The sequence below is a fragment of the Peribacillus sp. 05N428 genome (assembly GCF_056397085.1).
Genome location: NZ_JBFTMS010000022.1, coordinates 1 through 18,564, shown reverse-complemented (window position 1 = coordinate 18,564; position 18,564 = coordinate 1). Strand labels below are relative to the sequence as shown.

The 18,564-nt window shown below is 39.9% G+C and carries 19 protein-coding genes and 1 pseudogene; 7 read left to right on the top strand and 13 right to left on the bottom strand.

The genetic code is table 11. The annotated features are described in order from the left end of the window. The first annotated feature begins 669 nt into the window (after positions 1 to 669). Positions 670 to 1,509 (top strand): ComEC/Rec2 family competence protein, encoded by an 840-nt coding sequence (locus tag AC1DIV_RS18835; protein WP_477577179.1) that lies wholly within the window; start codon positions 670 to 672, stop codon positions 1,507 to 1,509. Beyond that, complete coding sequence (locus tag AC1DIV_RS18830) at positions 1,510 to 1,728, top strand: DUF3006 domain-containing protein (RefSeq protein ID WP_057275817.1); 219 nt, start codon at positions 1,510 to 1,512, stop codon at positions 1,726 to 1,728. Between the two features lie 90 nt (positions 1,729 to 1,818). Here AC1DIV_RS18830 and AC1DIV_RS18825 read toward each other — a convergent pair whose 3' ends face one another. Beyond that, positions 1,819 to 2,382, bottom strand: a complete 564-nt coding sequence (locus AC1DIV_RS18825; protein ID WP_323597936.1) for a competence protein ComK — start codon at positions 2,380 to 2,382, stop codon at positions 1,819 to 1,821. 315 nt (positions 2,383 to 2,697) lie between these two features. On the opposite strand from AC1DIV_RS18825, the gene AC1DIV_RS18820 reads away from it, so the two are divergent. Then, a complete protein-coding gene (locus tag AC1DIV_RS18820) occupies positions 2,698 to 2,934 on the top strand; it encodes an IDEAL domain-containing protein (protein WP_323597935.1) in 237 nt (78 codons plus the stop codon). Positions 2,935 to 2,987: 53 nt separating this feature from the next. Here the strand turns inward: AC1DIV_RS18820 and AC1DIV_RS18815 are convergent, their stop codons facing one another. The 7 genes from AC1DIV_RS18815 to AC1DIV_RS18785 form a co-directional block, all read right to left on the bottom strand. Then, positions 2,988 to 3,797: a YitT family protein gene (locus tag AC1DIV_RS18815; RefSeq protein WP_048677994.1), complete on the bottom strand. Its 810-nt coding sequence runs from the start codon at positions 3,795 to 3,797 to the stop codon at positions 2,988 to 2,990. Positions 3,798 to 3,939: 142 nt separating this feature from the next. After that, complete coding sequence (locus tag AC1DIV_RS18810) at positions 3,940 to 5,205, bottom strand: M48 family metallopeptidase (RefSeq protein WP_340875215.1); 1,266 nt, start codon at positions 5,203 to 5,205, stop codon at positions 3,940 to 3,942. Between the two features lie 366 nt (positions 5,206 to 5,571). Further along, positions 5,572 to 6,237 carry a LuxR C-terminal-related transcriptional regulator gene (locus AC1DIV_RS18805; protein ID WP_340875213.1) on the bottom strand — a complete coding sequence of 222 codons (666 nt, stop codon included), beginning with the start codon at positions 6,235 to 6,237 and terminating at the stop codon, positions 5,572 to 5,574. 187 nt (positions 6,238 to 6,424) lie between these two features. Beyond that, entirely contained in the window at positions 6,425 to 6,952 is a 528-nt protein-coding gene (locus tag AC1DIV_RS18800) for an HD domain-containing protein (protein WP_048677997.1), read from the bottom strand. A gap of 176 nt (positions 6,953 to 7,128) precedes the next feature. Continuing rightward, entirely contained in the window at positions 7,129 to 8,673 is a 1,545-nt protein-coding gene (locus AC1DIV_RS18795) for a fatty acid--CoA ligase family protein (RefSeq protein ID WP_340875210.1), read from the bottom strand. A gap of 178 nt (positions 8,674 to 8,851) precedes the next feature. Then, positions 8,852 to 9,841 (bottom strand): lipoate--protein ligase, encoded by a 990-nt coding sequence (locus tag AC1DIV_RS18790; RefSeq protein WP_340875208.1) that lies wholly within the window; start codon positions 9,839 to 9,841, stop codon positions 8,852 to 8,854. A 41-nt stretch (positions 9,842 to 9,882) separates the two neighbouring features. Then, on the bottom strand, positions 9,883 to 10,617 hold the full coding sequence (locus tag AC1DIV_RS18785; protein ID WP_048678000.1) for an MBL fold metallo-hydrolase: 735 nt from the start codon (positions 10,615 to 10,617) through the stop codon (positions 9,883 to 9,885). Between the two features lie 173 nt (positions 10,618 to 10,790). Here AC1DIV_RS18785 and yhfH point away from each other — a divergent pair, with 173 nt between their 5' ends. Continuing rightward, positions 10,791 to 10,919: a protein YhfH gene (yhfH, locus tag AC1DIV_RS18780; RefSeq protein ID WP_065310849.1), complete on the top strand. Its 129-nt coding sequence runs from the start codon at positions 10,791 to 10,793 to the stop codon at positions 10,917 to 10,919. Positions 10,920 to 11,079: 160 nt separating this feature from the next. Here yhfH and AC1DIV_RS18775 read toward each other — a convergent pair whose 3' ends face one another. The 3 genes from AC1DIV_RS18775 to hemE all read right to left on the bottom strand — a co-directional run bounded on the left by AC1DIV_RS18775 (position 11,080) and on the right by hemE (position 13,985). Then, complete coding sequence (locus AC1DIV_RS18775; RefSeq protein WP_048678001.1) at positions 11,080 to 11,655, bottom strand: TetR/AcrR family transcriptional regulator; 576 nt, start codon at positions 11,653 to 11,655, stop codon at positions 11,080 to 11,082. A gap of 272 nt (positions 11,656 to 11,927) precedes the next feature. Further along, a complete protein-coding gene (gene hemH / locus AC1DIV_RS18770; protein WP_340875202.1) occupies positions 11,928 to 12,863 on the bottom strand; it encodes a ferrochelatase in 936 nt (311 codons plus the stop codon). 78 nt (positions 12,864 to 12,941) lie between these two features. Beyond that, positions 12,942 to 13,985 (bottom strand): uroporphyrinogen decarboxylase, encoded by a 1,044-nt coding sequence (gene hemE / locus AC1DIV_RS18765; RefSeq protein ID WP_048678002.1) that lies wholly within the window; start codon positions 13,983 to 13,985, stop codon positions 12,942 to 12,944. A 252-nt stretch (positions 13,986 to 14,237) separates the two neighbouring features. Between hemE and AC1DIV_RS18760 the strand changes: the two genes are divergently transcribed. Continuing rightward, positions 14,238 to 14,753: an antibiotic biosynthesis monooxygenase family protein gene (locus tag AC1DIV_RS18760; protein ID WP_340875200.1), complete on the top strand. Its 516-nt coding sequence runs from the start codon at positions 14,238 to 14,240 to the stop codon at positions 14,751 to 14,753. Between the two features lie 317 nt (positions 14,754 to 15,070). Next, positions 15,071 to 15,192: pseudogene (locus AC1DIV_RS18755) on the top strand (transposase); the annotation flags it as partial. An 89-nt stretch (positions 15,193 to 15,281) separates the two neighbouring features. Here the strand turns inward: AC1DIV_RS18755 and AC1DIV_RS18750 are convergent. Then, positions 15,282 to 15,905 carry a phosphatase PAP2 family protein gene (locus AC1DIV_RS18750; RefSeq protein WP_340875199.1) on the bottom strand — a complete coding sequence of 208 codons (624 nt, stop codon included), beginning with the start codon at positions 15,903 to 15,905 and terminating at the stop codon, positions 15,282 to 15,284. 94 nt (positions 15,906 to 15,999) lie between these two features. Here AC1DIV_RS18750 and AC1DIV_RS18745 point away from each other — a divergent pair, with 94 nt between their 5' ends. After that, positions 16,000 to 17,211: a M20 family metallopeptidase gene (locus AC1DIV_RS18745; RefSeq protein WP_477577177.1), complete on the top strand. Its 1,212-nt coding sequence runs from the start codon at positions 16,000 to 16,002 to the stop codon at positions 17,209 to 17,211. A 28-nt stretch (positions 17,212 to 17,239) separates the two neighbouring features. Here the strand turns inward: AC1DIV_RS18745 and AC1DIV_RS18740 are convergent, their stop codons facing one another. Next, positions 17,240 to 17,947 carry an EcsC family protein gene (locus AC1DIV_RS18740; protein ID WP_340875195.1) on the bottom strand — a complete coding sequence of 236 codons (708 nt, stop codon included), beginning with the start codon at positions 17,945 to 17,947 and terminating at the stop codon, positions 17,240 to 17,242. Between the last annotated feature and the right edge of the window lie 617 nt (positions 17,948 to 18,564).

The window sequence follows — 18,564 nt, the reverse complement described above, 5'->3', positions numbered from 1 at the left end:
TAACTAGTATTATCTACTAGTAACACCCCCTTTATATTAAACGTATAAAGCAAAAAGAACTTCCAGAAAAACAAAACCATTTGTGAAATACTGAACAAAAGATACATCATCGGTGTCTTTCATATTATGTATTAAGGAGCCAATCATTAAGGAAACTTATACCCATCCCTAATTTCTTATGATAACCATGCAATGTTTTATTTGCATGGTTTAATTTGTAGCCAAAAGGGTTCCTATCTAAATTTTAAAACAAAGTTGGTTGGAACAAAAGGTGCAAACGCGCCGAGGAGGCTCTCGGACCGCCCGCGGAAAGCGAGTGCCTGGGGGGGGTAATCAACGTTTAAATTGTACAAATCCTAAAAAAACAGTAACAATCTCTTTAACAAAATATTTTGTTGGTAATACTAACTTTCTACGCAGCCTGCTCCTTTAATATATGCCAACTTCACACTCTTTTCTGAGAGGAATAGATTTTTTAGTGATTGACTCTTTAAAATAATGGTTTTCATTTTAATTCAAGAGATTAATCATAAATACCCAGGATCATTTTCCCTAAACATAAGCCTAGACGATATTTCCCTTTTTTTACCACAAATAAAAATCGTGTCCATATTCCCATATTCCCATTTTTCCGGTTACACATGGTAAATTATTAACCGGAGGGGAAAAATGAAGAAAATAAATATTCTACTGGTGGCTGTTCTTGTTTTATCTTTATTCACTGGACTTAAAACAACTGAGGCAGCCTCAAATGTAAAGGTACATTTTATCAACGTTGGACAAGGAGATTCAATCCTGATACAAACCGGTAATGAAAACGTTTTAATCGATGGCGGCGGTAAAGGAAAGGGCGACGAGGTTGTTGCCTACCTAAAAAAACAAAAGGTAAAAACACTTACTGCATTAGTTTCCACTCACCCAGATGCGGATCATGTTGGCGGTCTTGCTCATGTGATTAAATCGATTAATGTAAAATCTGTGTATGCCCCTAAAGTTTCACATACTACCCAGGCATACAAAGACTTTTTAACGACTGTTAAGAAGAAGACGCTTACAATAAAAAAAGCGAAGACGGGAGTGGAAATCAACACTAAAGCAAAGGATAATTCCCTTAAATTCATTGCACCTGTTAAGGACTATGCTAAGTCTGACTTAAATAATTGGAGTGCTGTCCTGTTGCTTAAACACGGCAAAAAAACATTCTTGTTTACAGGTGATGCCGAAGAAAAAGCAGAGAAAGATATGCTGGTTAAAAAACTGGTACCAAGTGTGGATTTACTTAAAGTAGGCCATCATGGTGCAAAAACATCGACAAGTTCAGCTTTCATTAACAAAACAAAACCGAAATATGCTGTAATCAGTGTAGGGAAAAATGGCTATGGGCACCCTACTTCCACTGTTATAAAACGGTTGAATTCAGTGAAAGCCAAAACTTATCGCACAGATAAATCAGGTAACATTATTTTTACTTCTACAGGTCAGAAAATTACTGTAAAGACGGTGAAATAATTGGTACAAGGAATTATTGATCGCTTCGAAGGAAAGATCGCTGTCGTTGAAATCGATGGTGGTGACATGAAGGATTTCCCTAAAAGTGCTCTTCCCAAGGGAGCAAAAGTAGGAGATATGCTGATTATCGATGGTGATACCATCACCATTTCCAAAGAAGGAACTGAAAAATTAAGAAAAGAAATTGACGATTTAATGGATGAATTATTCGAAGATTGATTCCAGGGCCCTTCTTTAATAAGAAGGGCTTGCTTTAAATTTGAATATTCCCGTTTGCATTCTCCTCTGATTTTTCCCCTGAACCCCCTCTTATCGCGGTATATACTTTGAGATTACCTCTGAAGCCTTGACTCCATTAGCATCAGTGAACAGATAAAAGGATTTCCTCTTTGTTTCCTCAATCCTCTGGATCAATTTCGTTTTTAAAAAAGAGGTCCGGTGCAGCTGGTTTTCGAAAGAGCTGCATGACACTGCTATATCGATGGTTTGTCTATTCCTGAATGTGATGGTTGTATGTTTGGAATCCAGGCGCTTATAGGATACCACATGCTCATGTGATAACCAGATGCATTGAGGACGTAACGGAGATGTAGTTGGAAAGAAGAATATCGAACTGGTCGGATCAATCGCGATCGGTGCTTTATGTGTGATGTTTATGAGCTGTTTCGTGCCTTGCTTGCGTCCTTCATAACTTGATCCGAAGAACTCGCAGCTTTTCTTTATTATTTCCATAGGTTTAAACGGGGAGATGAACTCGTCCTCCATTTCAACGATACGGGCATATATTTTACTGCCGTAATTAATTGGCGCAACCATTAGTGTATGTGGCGTGATTTCATATTCCTCGATGATTCCCTGATTGTTTTCCTTCATTTTTAATCCACCTCTTCCTCATTGCTAAACATCGCTATCACTTTCCAAAGCTTATATTCTTAATTGCTTGTACCCTTCCATTCCTGTCCAAGAAAAGTGAAGGGGGATAGTAAATGTATGTTAAATTACTCACTATAATAGCATAACCCTTAAACATAAAAAGCAAGTTCACAAAAAATTTAAAATTCTTTTATTTAGTGGCTTTTTCGTCACCTAAACGACACATTCTCTATCATAATTTAAATTTTTTAAATTTTCAGTTGATTTTATCCGCTCAAATCCATATAATAATAAAAAGGGTCAGGGGTGGTAACTTTGAAAAATGAAAAATCTTATTCAGAGTCAGTGAAGTCCTTATCAATGAGCGAAATGAAAAACGATGCCGTGGTTCAGGAAATGTTAATTGATATGATTATTCAGGAAGCCGTCCTTACTACCAAAAAGAATCTCCTTGCAAAACAGATCGATGATGCCTTGGATATAAAAAACAAACCTTTATTCTTAAAACTAAGTTCTGAAATGAACGTTTTACTAAAACAATTTGGAAATTAACATTCATGATCAAAAAAGCCTCCCATAATGTCGGGAGGCTTTTCTTATTATCATCACTCTTTATGAAACATACCCATGACCTCGGCAGTTTCGGTTATATTAACAAAAGCATTCGGATCCACTTCTTTTATCATCGTTTTTACATCTGTTAACTGATAACGTGTAATGACTGTCATCATTACTTTGCTCTTTTCTCCTGAATATGCACCTTCACCATCCATGACTGTAATTCCACGATATAGGTTGGTCAGGAGCTTCGTTTTCATTTCGTCACTCTTTTTGGTAACGATCATCAATGTTAATTTAATGTGATTGGAATGGATCGTATCGATCACCTTTCCTGCTGCATAAATGGAAATCAGCGTATATAATGCGGCATCCCAACCGAAGATGAAGCCTGAGATTACCACCACAACAGCATTCATCACCGAAAGCAATGTACCAAGCGGAAAGTCGCTCTTCTTAGCCAATAGCATGGCAATGATATCAAAGCCGCCCGAAGACCCCGAAGCGCGAAAGACGATGCCTATACCGATTCCCGATATGATCCCGCCAAATAAAGAAGACAAAATCGGTTCAGTGGAAATACCGTGAACTGGAATGAGGTATAAACTGATGGAAATCACGACAACTGATAATATCGTATAGGTGATAAAGCGTCTCCCTAATTTCAGGTAACCAAGAATCAGCAATGGCAGGTTCATCAGAAAATTCAATATCCCTGTGTTGACTGGGGTGATGATTCCGAACATGATCGCAAGTCCACTAAGTCCGCTGCTTAAAATTAAATGTGGTATCAAAAATAAGTTGTAGGCTACTGCCACAAGCACTGAGCCTACAGTGATGAAAAGTACATTATACATATCCGATCTCCTTAAAAAGAACTGGGAATTTAATTTATTATAGTAGAGAACCTAAGATTTTTAAAAATAATAGTTTTTTCTGAAAACGACCACAAACTTCCACTTTCCGAAGAAAAAAAGCCAGCTGGTTTTCAGCTGGCTTTCAATCACCCTTTGTATCTGCATTTTCAACCGTTGAAATCCGTTCGAGCATGGTCGGATGGGAATACCGCAGCCATTTAACCAGGAATGGCGGGTTGACCTGACTCAAACCCGACCTCGTGAGTTCCTGGAAAGTCGTGATTGCTGATTCTTTGTCCCCGGTCATTTCAATGGCATAACGGTCAGCCCTTGTTTCTTGATATCTGGAAACATAATTGGACAGCGGACTCGAAGCAAAGAGCAGCACAGACGTTATCAAGAGAAATAACGGAAGAGATGATATGCTGTCAACCGAACGGACCTTTAACTGATGGCCCCAGCGACCAATGATAAAATTCATGATTTTCGAAGTCAGCCACAAACCGATTAATGTCAGTCCTAAATAGCCTGCAATCCCTATATAAATGTGCTTTTCCACATAATGAGCCATTTCATGTGCCATGATAAAAAGGATTTCATCTTCCTTCAGTTTGTTCAGGGTCGTATCCCAAAGAACTATTCTTGAGTTGGAACCTATGCCGGTCACATATGCATTCAAGGCATTTGTCTTTTCCGCCATATTTACTTCATACACGTGTTCAGCCGGGATCTCAGCCTGTGAGGCTAGTGCCAATATTTCCGTTTCCAGCTCTTTATTTTTGAGAGGATAGAATTCATTGTACAGCGGATCAATCAATACAGGCTGAACGAACATCAGGAACAAGGAAAAAGGAATGGACAACATCCAAGCATAGAGCCACCACTTCTTCACACTTTTCTTCATTAACCAATATAAAATGCAAACGATGATGAACATCATCCCAAAATTCACCCAGAATTCGATGACTCCATCCTTCATCCACGAGGTGAAACTTTGTGTACTTATGTGGTAACTCTTGCTCATCCGATATCCAATGAAACTGATTGGAAATAGAGCCAGGTATGAAATAACGGAAAGCCAGAATAAGTAAATGCCCGTTCTGATCGCTTTCCGTCTCGAGACTGCCATTGACGATTTTTCAAATGCCTTTGAAAAACCGAATAACAATATGAAGAAATACAGAAGCCATTCATATGGTGTCGATACGAAAAAAATAAAATTCCGCAGTCCTGAATACTCTTCACTAAGCTTTAGTTCCCTTGCATTCAGGAACGTTGCAGGATCTGCTGCCGTTCCACGCAAAGCTTCGGGAATGGTCGTATCCGCTCCATAAAAAATATACCAATACATCGCTGCTGCATAAAGGATATATAATATAATCGCTCTTCCAGCCCATTTTCTAACCATGATGCCCCTCCTTAAAACGAATCTCCCTCTTAATAGTTTAATCCAAAATGGACAGGTTAGAACCGCATTTCCCTTCAATATTATTCTTCCTTACAATTCCCATCATTTTGTTGATTTTTCATTGTTCATTATCAACCTTTAGATTTCCCAGAATAATCCATAAGCCAAACATGCACTTCCGGGAAGGGAGGCAGAATGATTCGTATGCAGAGACACTAAAAAAACGGAGGGATGAGAGGTTTAAGGCAACGAGGAATTTATTCCTTTGCCTAATTGCTAAGATGAAATCGTTTCATCAAAGGATTTCAAATGTGAATTTGATTTATAATGAATGAGACCGATTAACGGAACGGCAGGCATGATCGGTCATCCCTTCATCCCGCTATTTTGAAAACCATACAAAAGTGCCATAAGCTCCGGTCGATTATTAACATTCAGTTTTCTGTAAATACGGCTTATATAGTTTTTTACCGTGCCGATCGATAGAAAAAGTTTTTTTGAAATTTGCTGATTCGTTTCGCCTTGGGTTAGCAGGATAAGCAGTTCATGCTCGCGTTTAGAAAAAGCCCCCAATTTTTCGATTGCCTTTTCCAAAGTTACTGGTGATCTTTCAACATCCCGCTCCAGCTTTTTCATTAAAATTGATTTGAATGAGGCAGGATAAACGATCTGACCGTTGGCACATTGACGGATTGCCGACATCAACTGTTTCATTCCGCCATCCTGTAACACATAACCTGCTGCACCATGGCCTATTGCTTCAATAAGATAATGATTTTCTGAATAGGCAGTAAAAATGACGAAAGGAGTGGATGGGTGTTTTTCCTTCAGGATTTGCATGACTTCCTGTCCATACTTCCCTGATGAGCGGGCATCAATAAGAATGACATCTGGAATGACTGATGTATGATCAGAATCAAGAAGGTCCATTTTATTTCCAGTCATCCCCATGACCTTAATGTCACCTTCTTGTTCGATGATTCCCTCAATTCCTCCCTGACCACCATATATCACTAGCTTAATCGACTTCATAACCTCACCTGTTACTTTCTTTATTTGTTATTAATCCGATAGTTTTTTATAACTGTTAGCCGTGGAATAGTTCTAATGGTCTATATTTTACATCATTAATTCACCTGTTAACAAATTTAAACTATAAAAATACTTTTAATAATTGTGTTCCTCCTGACAATAAAAAAGGCTATCAACCCGTTTGATTTCAGGATGATAGCCTTTTTCTTTGTTCCTCATCTATGAGCGTATCAAGTTTCATGATGCTTTCCTTTGCCCGCGGAAAATCAATTTTGCGATAATGGTGTTTTCCGCCTTCTTCTTCATCTTTTTCGTCGGCCCATTTGACGACTTGCTGAAGCGGTGTACGAATAATATCATTCGAAGGTAAGAACGAATCGGTATGAAATAAAATGGCGAGGGAAATGGTCTTTGCCTTGATCGGGTTTTCTCCCAAGCGGATTAACAGTTTATGTGCTCGTTCGGCACCTTTGATGGGGTGAATATCATTTTGTTTATAAAGATCATAATCCCATTTACCATTGCGATACCAGGTGAAATGACCCATATCATGCAATAGCCCGGCTTTAGCGGCAATATCAGGGTCGACATTATATTCATTTGCTAAGTGAAACGCATGGTATGCTACCGCAATCGCATGCGCCAGACCTGAACGGTTCAAGTATTTTTGAGCAATGGGATGTGCAAAAATATCCAAAAGCTTTACATCTCTCATCTAACCCCTCCTTACAATTTTGTGGAAATTTTTAATGACAATCATAACTCTTTTCGAAACAAGAATCAAGGTTTTAAGATTCTTCAAAATATTTTATGCAGCCTCATACACTTTGGTTGTACAAAAAAAGGAGCATTGCCGGTTATAGGCAATGATCTCCTCATGATCAATGTAATTCAGTTTTGCAGTACATGGTTTTTCAAGGAACGCCGTAAAATTTTACCAGTCGCGTTTTTTGGAAGTTCATCCAAAAACTCAATTTTTGCCGGCACCTTATATTTGGCCAAGTGTTCCATGCAATGGGCAAGCAGCTCTTCCTCAGTCAATGCATTGTTTTTCTTTACCACAAAGCATTTAACCACTTCCCCCTGATTGGGATCGGGAACGCCAATGGCTGCTGCCTCAACTACTTCAGGATGGGCATACAAAACCTCCTCCACTTCACGTGGATAGACATTATAGCCACCGACGATGATAAGCTCCTTTTTACGATCTACAATGAAAAAGTAGCCTTCATCATCCATCCTGGCTAAATCGCCTGTATATAACCAGCCATTTTTCAAGACAGCGGCTGATTCTTCAGGCATTTTATAATAACCTTTCATTACATTCGGACCCCTGACAATCAATTCTCCTACACCATTGATCGGCACTTCTTCTCCAAGCTCATTGACCACTTTGTTTTCCACCCTAAGGATGGATGTTCCGATGGAACCCGCCTTCCTTGGACGGTCCAAAGGATTGAAGCAGGTAACAGGGGAAGCTTCGGATAAGCCATATCCTTCTGAAACCCTAACATTAAATTTCCGCTCGAATGATTCAAGCAGGGACACTGGCATGGCGGATCCGCCAGATATGCATATCCGCAAAGACTTCAAAGCATCCTCTTTCGCATCTGGATATTGAAAAAGAAAGTTATACATCGTAGGCACGCCAGCAAAAACGGTTGCATCATATTTTTTGATTTGCCTGAATAATTCCTTTGGACTGAATTGCGGGACAATTAAAAGCGTACCTCCGCTTATCAACGGGGCATTCACAACTACCGTTAAACTGAAAACATGGAACATTGGCAATGTCGTAATGACACGGTCACTTTCCGTGATATTTAAATATTCACCAATATCATGTGCATTGGAGTAGATATTGGTATGTGTGAGCATGGCCCCCTTTGGTTTCCCCGTTGTCCCGGAAGTATAAAGTATGATTGCCGTATCTTCAGGATCCAGTTCAGGACCTTTAAAGCCTTCATCCCCCGATTCGACCATTTTTGTAAACGATTTCATTTTATTGCAGATGTTAAATTCGCTACTATCCCCATTATCCGGCTGCATTTCACAAATTACATATTGTTCTACGCTTGAAAGGATAGGGTTCATTTTCTCCAGTAAGGGTAAAAGCTTATCTAATGCCACAACAACCTTTACATCGCCATTATTCAGGATATAACCAATCTCGTCAGGTGTGTATATTGGATTGACGGGAATTACGGTCGCCCCTGCTCGCATAGCTCCATACAATGAAATGATGAAATGTGGAGAGTTGCCTAATAACAGCGCAATGTTATCACCTTTTGAAACACCAAGCCTATGTAATTCGTCTGCGAACTTCGTAACGGCTTTATCCAATTCCCCATATGAAGTGGATTGATCCAAAAAGTAATATGCTGGCTTATCCGCCTTTTTTAAAGCCATTTGATGAAGCTGTTCAGATAAATTCATCTTTCTCCCTCCCCTGCAAATAGCATGAATGAATGGTCATTCATTTTTATGGTGAACTAAATACATTTTTATTATATTAAAAGAATGCGATCACAGCAACCATTTTATCCATATTCAAGCAATTACTGTCATTATTAGTCACAAAAGCCGTCCTATTAAGTCGGGACGGCTTTCAGGCTTAATATATTAAAGCCAATATTTCTTCTTTTGTTACATTGCCAAAATAATGACGAACATCGATCTCATCCAGTGCTCTGCTGATTGCTTCCTTTTCATAGCGTATTCCAGTAAGCTTTCGTTCAATATCCGCAACCTCTCCGACCCCGAAGAAATCACCGTAGATCTTGCAGTTCTCAATGATTCCCCTGTTCACTTCAAGGCGGATATCAACAGATCCCACAGGAAATCTATGTGAGTTTTGCAAGTTGAATTTAGGTGATTTTCCGTAATTCCACTCCCAATTTTGATACCTATCTTCCGAGATTTCGTGAATTTTCTCCCAATCCGTTTCTGTTAAAACATACTCTGTAACCTTTCCGTTATCTTTGAAAATATTTTGCAGAAGGAATGAACGGAATTCTTCAACAGACATCGGTTCTTTTAGGAAATCGGCGATATTTCCAACACGGCTTCTTATCGATTTAATCCCTTTGGACTCGATTTTATCTTTTTTCACTTTTAAAGCGGATACAATGTGATCCATTTCTGATTGAAACAGCAATGTCCCATGACTGAACATTCTGCCCTTCGTTGAAAACATCGCGTTTCCCGAAATTTTCTTTCCTTCAGCCAGAATATCGTTACGACCGCTCAATTCAGCATGTATTCCTAGTTTCTCGAGCGTTTCCACGACAGGCTGGGTGAATTTCTTAAAGTTATGGAAACTATCCCCATCATCTTTCGTAATGAAACTGAAATTGAGATTCCCTAGGTCATGATAAACCGCTCCACCCCCGGAAAGGCGGCGAACAACTGTAATGCCCTTTTTATCTACATAATCAGAATTGATTTCTTCAATCGTATTTTGATTTCTGCCTATGATGATTGAAGGTCGATTAATGTAAAATAAAAGATAGGTTTCATCTATGTTTAAATGTTTAAGCGCAAATTCTTCGATGGCCAGGTTAATTCTTGGATCTGTAATTCCCTTATTATCAATAAAAAGCACAGTTGTTCCTCCTTGTAGACTTCATATCACTGATGTTTCATTTATAGTTGGAACTCGAGATTGGTTTTGGCTACAGCTATTTCCCTTTTGAATACCTCGGATGCTTCTTTTTTCAGTTGATCGAGATTCCCATAATGAGGGAGGTGAGTTAACAGCAAAAGCTGGACGTCAGCCTTTTCTGCCAGCAGGCCCGCTTCCCTTGCCGTCATATGCCCCGCCTTTGAACCATCCATATCACTGTAAAAGTTACTTTCACATAATAAAACATTTGCGTCTTTAGCGAAATCTGCAAGCTCATCCATATATGAACTGTCACCTGTGTAAACTATCGAATGATTTTCAGCTTCAATCCTCATTGCAAAACAAGGTACTGGATGTTTTGTTTTCATGAACGTAAATTTACACGGTCCAATGGTTAATGGCTGATCAGCAGAGATGGCTATCCCCTTTGTCACGTCTTTATAAGTTAACTTACCAAATTCGACTTCGTCCAAATCATGACCATATATAGGAATCGTCCTTTTTTCGCTGCCCAATATCTGCTGTATGAACGCAGCGTGCTGCAGGACACCAATATCCGCTACATGATCAGGATGATAGTGGGATAATACAACTGCACCAAGATCCTCCGGCTTCATATGGTTTTGAAGCTGTGATAGAACACCGCTGCCACAATCAAGCAGAATGCGAAAATCTTCATATTCAAGCAAATAGCCGGAACTTGCCTCATTTTTAGCTGGATAACCGCCCCAGCAGCCAATTACGGTGATTTTCATGCTTAGGCACTCCTTTTTTTCTCTCAATGACTTCCCCATTAATATAAACTATTCTTGCCCTTATTTCACCTTTTTTACTTATGTTATAAAACATTCATTGACATTCTAAATCTGTTATAATACAATAAAACCATAGAAAAGCGAATAATAAAAAAATTCAGGAGATGATGTTCATGATTCAAAGTAGCGTTGAGTTCTTTAAAAATCTGCCACCGAAACAATGCACGGAATGCGGAAAAAAAATTGAAGAACAGCACGAATGTTATGGAAACCACTGTGATCATTGCCTTTCTGGAGAGTAGTAGTCTTTGTGTTTCACCATCCTCTTCCCAAATAGCAGGATGAATTCATAGATGTTTCGGTTTCGCAGCTGAAAAAAACCCCAATAAAAGAAGAGATACCGATGATCGGTATCTCTTCTTTTATTGGGGTTCATTGCCTTTCAGCAAAAAAATAGAATGATCACGTAACGGATAATCCTTTGAACAAATATATTTTAAATAGTTCAGCAATTTCCTCTTTCTCTAATGGGGCATGATTCCTTTCCCAATCAAAGATCAGGGCAAGGTACATTTTTAGCATCAGGAAAGCTGTTATCTCTGGATCGCAAGGTTGTATATAGCCCTTATCAATCGCTATTTTTAGTTTTTCCTTAATATAGGATACGATGGCTTCTTCCATTTCATTAACCATTTCCTGAACGGCCGGCGTACCAATTTCCCGCTCTTCCTGAAGAAGTTTTAATGATAATTGATGTTCCTGCCTGAACTCCAGAATTCGATAAACGGCCCGATGCAGGTTTTCAAAAAAGGAGAGTTGGTCATCCAAAGATTGTTCCGCCTCATATTTCATTTCCTCTATCATCCGCTGAACGATTTCTTTAAACAGCTCTTCTTTATTTTTATAAAAGGTATAAATGGTCCCTTTTCCCACATTGGCAATTTTAGCGACTTGATCCATCGTCGTTGCCTTATAGCCAAAAAGTGAAAACGACTTGGTCGCAGCTTCCAAAATTAATTTTTTACGATCAACAGACATTTCCCACCCCAATCCTGACCAGACGGACAAAACAGTCATTATGTTCAACGATATCATACCAAAAATTTTCAGTTTTTTCAATTATATTTTCAATTTCCAAGAGAAACAATGGCCATCCTCGTTACTGGACAGCCACTTTTCGAAAATACATATTTATTTAATTCTGCAAGGCCAAAGGTAGCGTCGCTTTTCCGGTGAATAACATAACTTCAAATAAAAATATGCAGAGCACATGGCAAGCATGGTTAAACTGATTTTCTTCTATTGACTGATCACTTTTCCTGTAATCTGTTTAAAATGATCGTGGCCAAAGCATCGATGAATTCAGGTTTAACATTGGGCATATCCGGCCTATAGTAGCCTGCGCCAATCTCTTCCGTCACAACCTTACATTCATAATCGTTATCATAAAGGACTTCAAGGTGCTCGGCAACAAAGCCAACAGGAATATAAATGAAAGCTTTATAACCTTTTGCTTGATGAAGATCTCTGGTTAAATCCTGTACATCGGGTCCCAACCATGGTTCAGGAGTTTGTCCAGCGCTTTGCCAGCCTACTGAATAATTGGTAACCCCTGCGCCTTCGGCAATCATGTCTGCCGTTTCTTTCAGTTGATTTGGATACGGATCACCCGATTGCAAGATTTTTTCCGGGAGGCTATGTGCCGACACAATCAAAGCGAAATTATCGCGTTCTTCCGAGGTCATTTTCCCGATTACTTCTTTTACTTGGTCTACCCAATATTGGATGAATTTTGGTTCATCATACCAGCTTTCAACGGAAGTGATGGTCAGGTCCCCCAATTTAGCGGCTTCATCCTGGGCACGTCCATTATAAGACTTCACGCTGAATGTTGAAAAATGCGGTGCCAATACGATACTGACCGCCTCTTTGATTCCATCTTCATGCATTTGTTTCACTGCGTCTTCAACAAAAGGTTCAATATGTTTCAGTCCAAGATATGCCTTGAATTCAACTTCCTCCTGGACGGAATTCAATTTCTTTTCAAGCGCTTCAGCTTGCCCTGCCGTTATTTTTGCAAGCGGGGATAATCCACCGATCGCTTCATATCTGCCTTTAAGGTCGGCAATCAATTCGTCGCTTGGCCGTCTCCCATGTCGAATATGTGTATAATACCTTTCAATATCCTCTTCAGTGTATGGAGTACCATAAGCCATGACTAAAAGGCCCATTTTTTTTCTTGACATGAAATTACACCTCTTTTAAAGATTTCGTTCTTTTATTGTGCATCCAATTAAGGAGTTTTAGCAAATGGTTCGCTCACCTTACTTCATTTTTGATGAATATTCGTGAATGAAGGCGGTCAGCCTCTTCAGTGTTTCCGGATTTACGGATGGGAAAACTCCATGACCAAGATTAAAGATGTAGCCGTCCTGTTCCATGCCCTGATCCAAGATTCTTTTCGTCCGTTCTTCTATAACATCCCATGATGATAATAGCAGGGCAGGATCAAGATTACCTTGTACCGTTTTCTGGATTCCCATTTGTCTTGCTTCTGTAATTGGCAATCTCCAATCAAGCCCGACTACATCAATCGGAAGATCATTCCACTCAAGTGCCAAGTGACTTGCGCCGACCCCGAACATGATTAGCGGTACATTTTCTTCTCTCAATGAAGAAAAGATACGAGTCATGATCGGCTTGATGAACACGCGGTAATCTTCAACATTCAAAGCACCCACCCATGAATCAAAGATTTGGACGGCTTTAACGCCGGCTTTAATTTGTGACTTGACATAGATGATGATCATATCCGCTAGCTTATCCATTAATGCAAACCAGGCCTTTGGCTCGGAATACATGAAAGCTTTCGTCTTATTGTAGTTTTTGGAGGGGCCGCCTTCAATCATGTATGAAGCAATGGTGAATGGAGCCCCGGAGAAACCGATCAAAGGAACGGACAATTGCTCCGTGGTCAATAATTTAATCGTGTCCAACACATATGGGATGTCTTTCTCTGGGTTCAATTCACCTAATTTTTCAACATCTGTCACCGATTGGATTGGATTGGCTATGACTGGACCGATTCCGGACTTAATCTCAACATCGACACCAATGGCTGGTAGCGGTGTCATTATATCTTTATATAAAATCGCAGCATCTACATCATATTGCTCAACTGGCAATCTAGTTACATAAGCGCATAATTCCGGCTGATGAGTAATTTCAAAAAGTGAGTACTTCTCTTTTAATTTACGGTATTCCGGCTGTGAACGGCCAGCCTGACGCATATACCAAACAGGCACATGATCCGTTTTCTCTCCTCTTGCAGCTTTTAAAAATGTATCATTCGTAATTTCCTTAGACATTAATATCCACCTTTCAAGCAATCACGTTTCTATTTTTATTCATTACCTACATAGAATATCAGAAGGATGTTGAATTTCAAATCGAATCTCCTTAAACTATAGCTTTTTCTATAATATATTTGTCAAAAAATCGACTTTTATATATGTATCTTACCGGTTTACCAGCTTTATGGTTAGTGTGGAAATGGTAAAAGCACTATTCATTGGGTAAAATGGGTATACAGGCACTATATAGTAATTGGAGGGGAAATTATGAATGTATTCATCACATCAGGCACTTACGATTTTTTGAAAATCAAAAAAGATAAGCACCCGAATGAAAAAATATTACTTATGCAAAACCCTGACACTGCAGTACTTTTACATGAAACTACAGGTAAAACGATCTTCAGCTCTCCACGTAAGTATGAAGTAGTTAATGGGAAAGGAACCCTTCAGGATCATGGGTATGTAGTCATGAACAATATCCCTGTAAGTGAAGAAGGAAGGCCGGTATTCGAACATCGTTTTAAAAACAGGGCTGGATTGATTGAAAATGAACCAGGTTTCGTCGCACTTCGTGTACTGCGGCCAATCAACTCTGAAACTTATGTTATTCTAACGATTTGGGAGAAACAAGCTGATTTCCTGAACTGGAAGAATTCCAGTTCCTTTAAAATGGCACATAACAGCGACTCCAAAGCTCCCGTTACGAATTCCAGCCAGAAGATGTTTTCAGGTGAAGCCTATGTAACACAATATACATTGGTGAAGGATTCCGAAGAATAATCCATTCTTGCTCAATAAGAGGCGCATCCTAAAGGATGGGCCTCTTAAACTTAGACAAACTCGTCTCATTTTTTTTGCTTGTACAAATTTGGTAGTTGATTGGAACTTAGGCACTCGCTTTCCGCGGGCGGTCCGCCCTAGGCGCACTTTGCGCCTGGTGTCTACCTTGGACTGTTATTCCCGCAGGAGTCCGTACACCCGCTTCAATCACTATGTTTAAAAATTTGGAAATAACTCCTTTTGCCTACTGTCTTTTTTGTTTTAAAATAGATCCATTAAAACTTGAGGAGATGAGGATGCTTTCGTAACATCAATCTATTCAACGGGATCAACTGGTTCCGGCGAAGCATTTGGTTCGTAAAATGGAGGCTTACATTGACTTCTGTTTCATTATGACTTGGTGAAAGATATGTATTCAGAGGTAGGACGCCCCAAAATCATATAAACCTATAACAATCCGACAAATTCCTTCTTTATTTCCGGGGAAATGCAACCGATATTTACATATATTTCATCAGAATCCTTTAATCAAAGCACTCTAGACCCCAGGAATTTATACAATTTAAACAAGATTAAACTATATGCCGCCCCTAATGCAAAACCTGCCAAGATATCAGTTGGAAAGTGAACTTTCATAACGATCCTGCTGACACCGATCAGCAGGACCAGACAAACGAAACCAATTCCCATTGCCCATTTCAATGAGTTTCCTTTAATTTCATTCATGATTAAATAAGCTACCATACTGAAGAAAATAATGCCCACCATTGCGTGGCCACTTGGAAAACTGAAGCCGTCGATGTCCATCAAATGATTTTCAGGTCGCACTCTTTTAACATGATTTTTTATCCACCCGTTTAATACATCCCCGCCGGCAATCCCGATAGAAAAGACGGCCATGGTCCAATAATCCTTCTTTATTATCCACAAATATAGAACACATAGTAAGCTGCCAAAACCAATGAACATGGATTTCCCAAGATAGGTAAGGGACTTGAAGAAAGTGAACGAAAAAGTATTTTTATCTACGGAAAAGAGTTCCGCAATATATGTATCGAATGCTAAAGATTTCTCACTCTGAATTTCATTCATCAAAAAAAAGAATAGCAACAAGCAAAGCGAAACCATAGAAATCCAGGAATATTTATTCATTCTCTCTCTCTCTCCTCAAGGTATTTAATTCTCTTTGGATCATTCAGAATATGATATACTATTTACAATTAATCCAATCATTGGGAGGTGCAAAATGATACAGCGATTACACGATCTTCTGGATGGCTCATATGAAGAGATGGTTTCCATCAGGCGTTACCTTCATCAACATCCCGAGCTATCTTTTCAAGAAACCCAAACGGCTGCCTTCATCGCTGAATATTATGAAAAACATGGAATTGAACACCGGACGAATGTAGGCGGCAATGGTGTTATTGCCAAGGTAACAGGCAATAAGCCCGGTAAAACCGTAGCATTGCGCGCTGATTTCGACGCCTTACCCATTCAAGATGAAAAAGAAGTTCCCTATAAATCTTCCATACCCGGGGTCATGCATGCGTGTGGACACGATGGCCATACAGCGACACTCCTTGTCCTTGCAAAAAATCTGAATGAACTGAAGGATGAGCTCGAAGGTGAATATATATTTATCCACCAGCATGCTGAAGAGTATGCTCCAGGAGGTGCCAAACCGATGATTGAGGCTGGCTGCCTTGATGGGGTGGATGTAATTTTCGGCACCCATTTATGGGCCACGGCCCCTACCGGAACAGTCCAATACGCTTTAGGACCCCTTATGGCCGCTGCTGACCGTTTTGAAATCACCATTCAAGGGCAGGGCGGACATGGAGCCCAGCCGCATAAAACCCGTGATGCAATCGTAGTCGGCTCTCAGCTAGTCATGGCCCTGCAGCAAATCGTAAGCCGCCGGCTTAACCCAATAGATTCTGCAGTCATTACCGTCGGTTCCTTTGTAGCAGATAATGCCTTTAACGTCATTGCAGATAAGGCTAAAATAATCGGGACCGTCCGCACATTCAAGGAAGATGTCCGTTCATTCATTAGCGAAGAAATGGAACGGATTGTTAAAGGAACCTGCCTAGCTGCGGACTGCACCTATGAATATCAATACTTTCAAGGCTATCCGGCTGTTATTCCGCATGTTGAGGAAACTAAATTCCTCATCGAAAGCACTGAGTCCGTCAAGGAAGTTTTGATTACAGAGGAAATTGCCCCGGATATGACAGGTGAAGATTTTTCTTATTATTTACAAAATGTAAAAGGTACATTCTTCTTTACGGGAGCCAGGCCAAAAAATGAACATACATATCCACATCATCATCCTTTGTTTGACATTGATGAAAAAGCGATGCTCATTGCAGCCAAAATATTAGGCACTGCAGCGGTGACCTATCACAATAAGAAACAATCATCTAAAAAAGTGAATGAATCTTTATTACGATAATGGTAAAGGGACGGGTTTTCCCCGTCCCTTACTGTTTAAGAAGTCTGATTCGGTAACAATGGACAGCCGTCTTCCCAAGATGTTCCAACAAATGATAGTTGGCATATCCACCGACAGCTGCCCCAAAACCTGGAACGAGCTGAAACATTTTGATGACATCGATGTGATCGCGATATTCCTGCTGAAATTCCTGCCAGTCTATTTCCGGACATTTCCCTGAATCCCATTCCTCTATTACCCGTAATGTTTCCAATTTCTTCTCCTCGCTTGAAAATGCCATCTGGAAGATATGAAGGATGAACAATCGTTCCTCATATTTTTTTGGATCGAAACCGTATATACGGGATATTTCGAATAATAATTTCATCTTGATGCTAAGCAGTAATGGGAAATCAACCAATCCAATTAAAAGCCCTGCCGCTCCGGTACCCACACCTTCTATAACGGCCGTTTTCCTATATGCGGTTACAGTTTCCGCAACCCACTCTTCCTTTTGCTGCAAGGATAATAGCACTACATTTTTTTCTTTAGACATATATTTAGAACCTGATAATACAGCCTCTATCATCCCTTTAATACTATCAGTAATCACTTTGTGCACTCGGTCTGGAATATAACTATTCAATTTGATTTGCGCCTTTTTGGACATCCGCTCAAACCTGCCGGATTTCTTGGCTACTTTCTTTTTCCATGATATTAGTTCAGATAATGCCTTTTGTTCATATTCATCCATCATTTAACACCTCCGTTAAATATGTATATACCCCCTATAAGGCTTTTATTTTCAATTTTCATTTCTTAAAAATTAACTGAAACGTTTTTTTTGAGGGTTTGTAAAATTCGAACGTTGTTTTCCACTCCAGGCACTCGCTTTCCGCGGGCGGTCCGGGAGCCACCTCGGCGCTCTTTGCGCCTGTGGGGTCTCCCTTGGACGCGTTTTCCCCGCAGGAGTCTCGTACCTTACGTTCCAATCAACTGGAACGTTTTTTAAAATAAAAACTGCAGGCTGGTCTATTCCGAACCAAGTTTTAGACTAGGTTATCCTTGATGTTTTCTTACTGTATTCCTTAATGGATGGAAGAAATTTGCGACACACTCCTGCCGAAAAACTGGCTAGCCGAGACCCCACAGACGCTTGCGTCGAGGAGGCTTGGCAGACAGTCGGCGAAAAGGGAGCGAATTTCTGAAATCAACTTTAACATTAATAATCGAGTAGAGGGAAAATAAATGTATTATTTTCGCCCCTCTCACAACACCGTACGTACGGTTCGCGTATACGGCGTTTCAATTTATATTACAGTGTGTACTTTTAGATAATGCTCTAAAGCAGAGGGGACTCCCCTCTGCTTTAGT

Bases quoted from the DNA above. Each gene is read 5' to 3' on its own strand.
- AC1DIV_RS18835 (WP_477577179.1), top strand. From the start codon at position 670: ATGAAGAAAATAAATATTCTACTGGTGGCTGTTCTTGTTTTATCTTTA.
- AC1DIV_RS18825 (WP_323597936.1), bottom strand. From the start codon at position 2,382: ATGAAGGAAAACAATCAGGGAATCATCGAGGAATATGAAATCACGCCA.
- AC1DIV_RS18815 (WP_048677994.1), bottom strand. From the start codon at position 3,797: ATGTATAATGTACTTTTCATCACTGTAGGCTCAGTGCTTGTGGCAGTA.
- AC1DIV_RS18810 (WP_340875215.1), bottom strand. From the start codon at position 5,205: ATGGTTAGAAAATGGGCTGGAAGAGCGATTATATTATATATCCTTTAT.
- AC1DIV_RS18805 (WP_340875213.1), bottom strand. From the start codon at position 6,237: ATGAAGTCGATTAAGCTAGTGATATATGGTGGTCAGGGAGGAATTGAG.
- AC1DIV_RS18800 (WP_048677997.1), bottom strand. From the start codon at position 6,952: ATGAGAGATGTAAAGCTTTTGGATATTTTTGCACATCCCATTGCTCAA.
- AC1DIV_RS18795 (WP_340875210.1), bottom strand. From the start codon at position 8,673: ATGAATTTATCTGAACAGCTTCATCAAATGGCTTTAAAAAAGGCGGAT.
- AC1DIV_RS18785 (WP_048678000.1), bottom strand. From the start codon at position 10,617: ATGAAAATCACCGTAATTGGCTGCTGGGGCGGTTATCCAGCTAAAAAT.
- yhfH (WP_065310849.1), top strand. From the start codon at position 10,791: ATGATTCAAAGTAGCGTTGAGTTCTTTAAAAATCTGCCACCGAAACAA.
- AC1DIV_RS18775 (WP_048678001.1), bottom strand. From the start codon at position 11,655: ATGTCTGTTGATCGTAAAAAATTAATTTTGGAAGCTGCGACCAAGTCG.
- hemH (WP_340875202.1), bottom strand. From the start codon at position 12,863: ATGTCAAGAAAAAAAATGGGCCTTTTAGTCATGGCTTATGGTACTCCA.
- hemE (WP_048678002.1), bottom strand. From the start codon at position 13,985: ATGTCTAAGGAAATTACGAATGATACATTTTTAAAAGCTGCAAGAGGA.
- AC1DIV_RS18760 (WP_340875200.1), top strand. From the start codon at position 14,238: ATGAATGTATTCATCACATCAGGCACTTACGATTTTTTGAAAATCAAA.
- AC1DIV_RS18750 (WP_340875199.1), bottom strand. From the start codon at position 15,905: ATGAATAAATATTCCTGGATTTCTATGGTTTCGCTTTGCTTGTTGCTA.
- AC1DIV_RS18745 (WP_477577177.1), top strand. From the start codon at position 16,000: ATGATACAGCGATTACACGATCTTCTGGATGGCTCATATGAAGAGATG.
- AC1DIV_RS18740 (WP_340875195.1), bottom strand. From the start codon at position 17,947: ATGATGGATGAATATGAACAAAAGGCATTATCTGAACTAATATCATGG.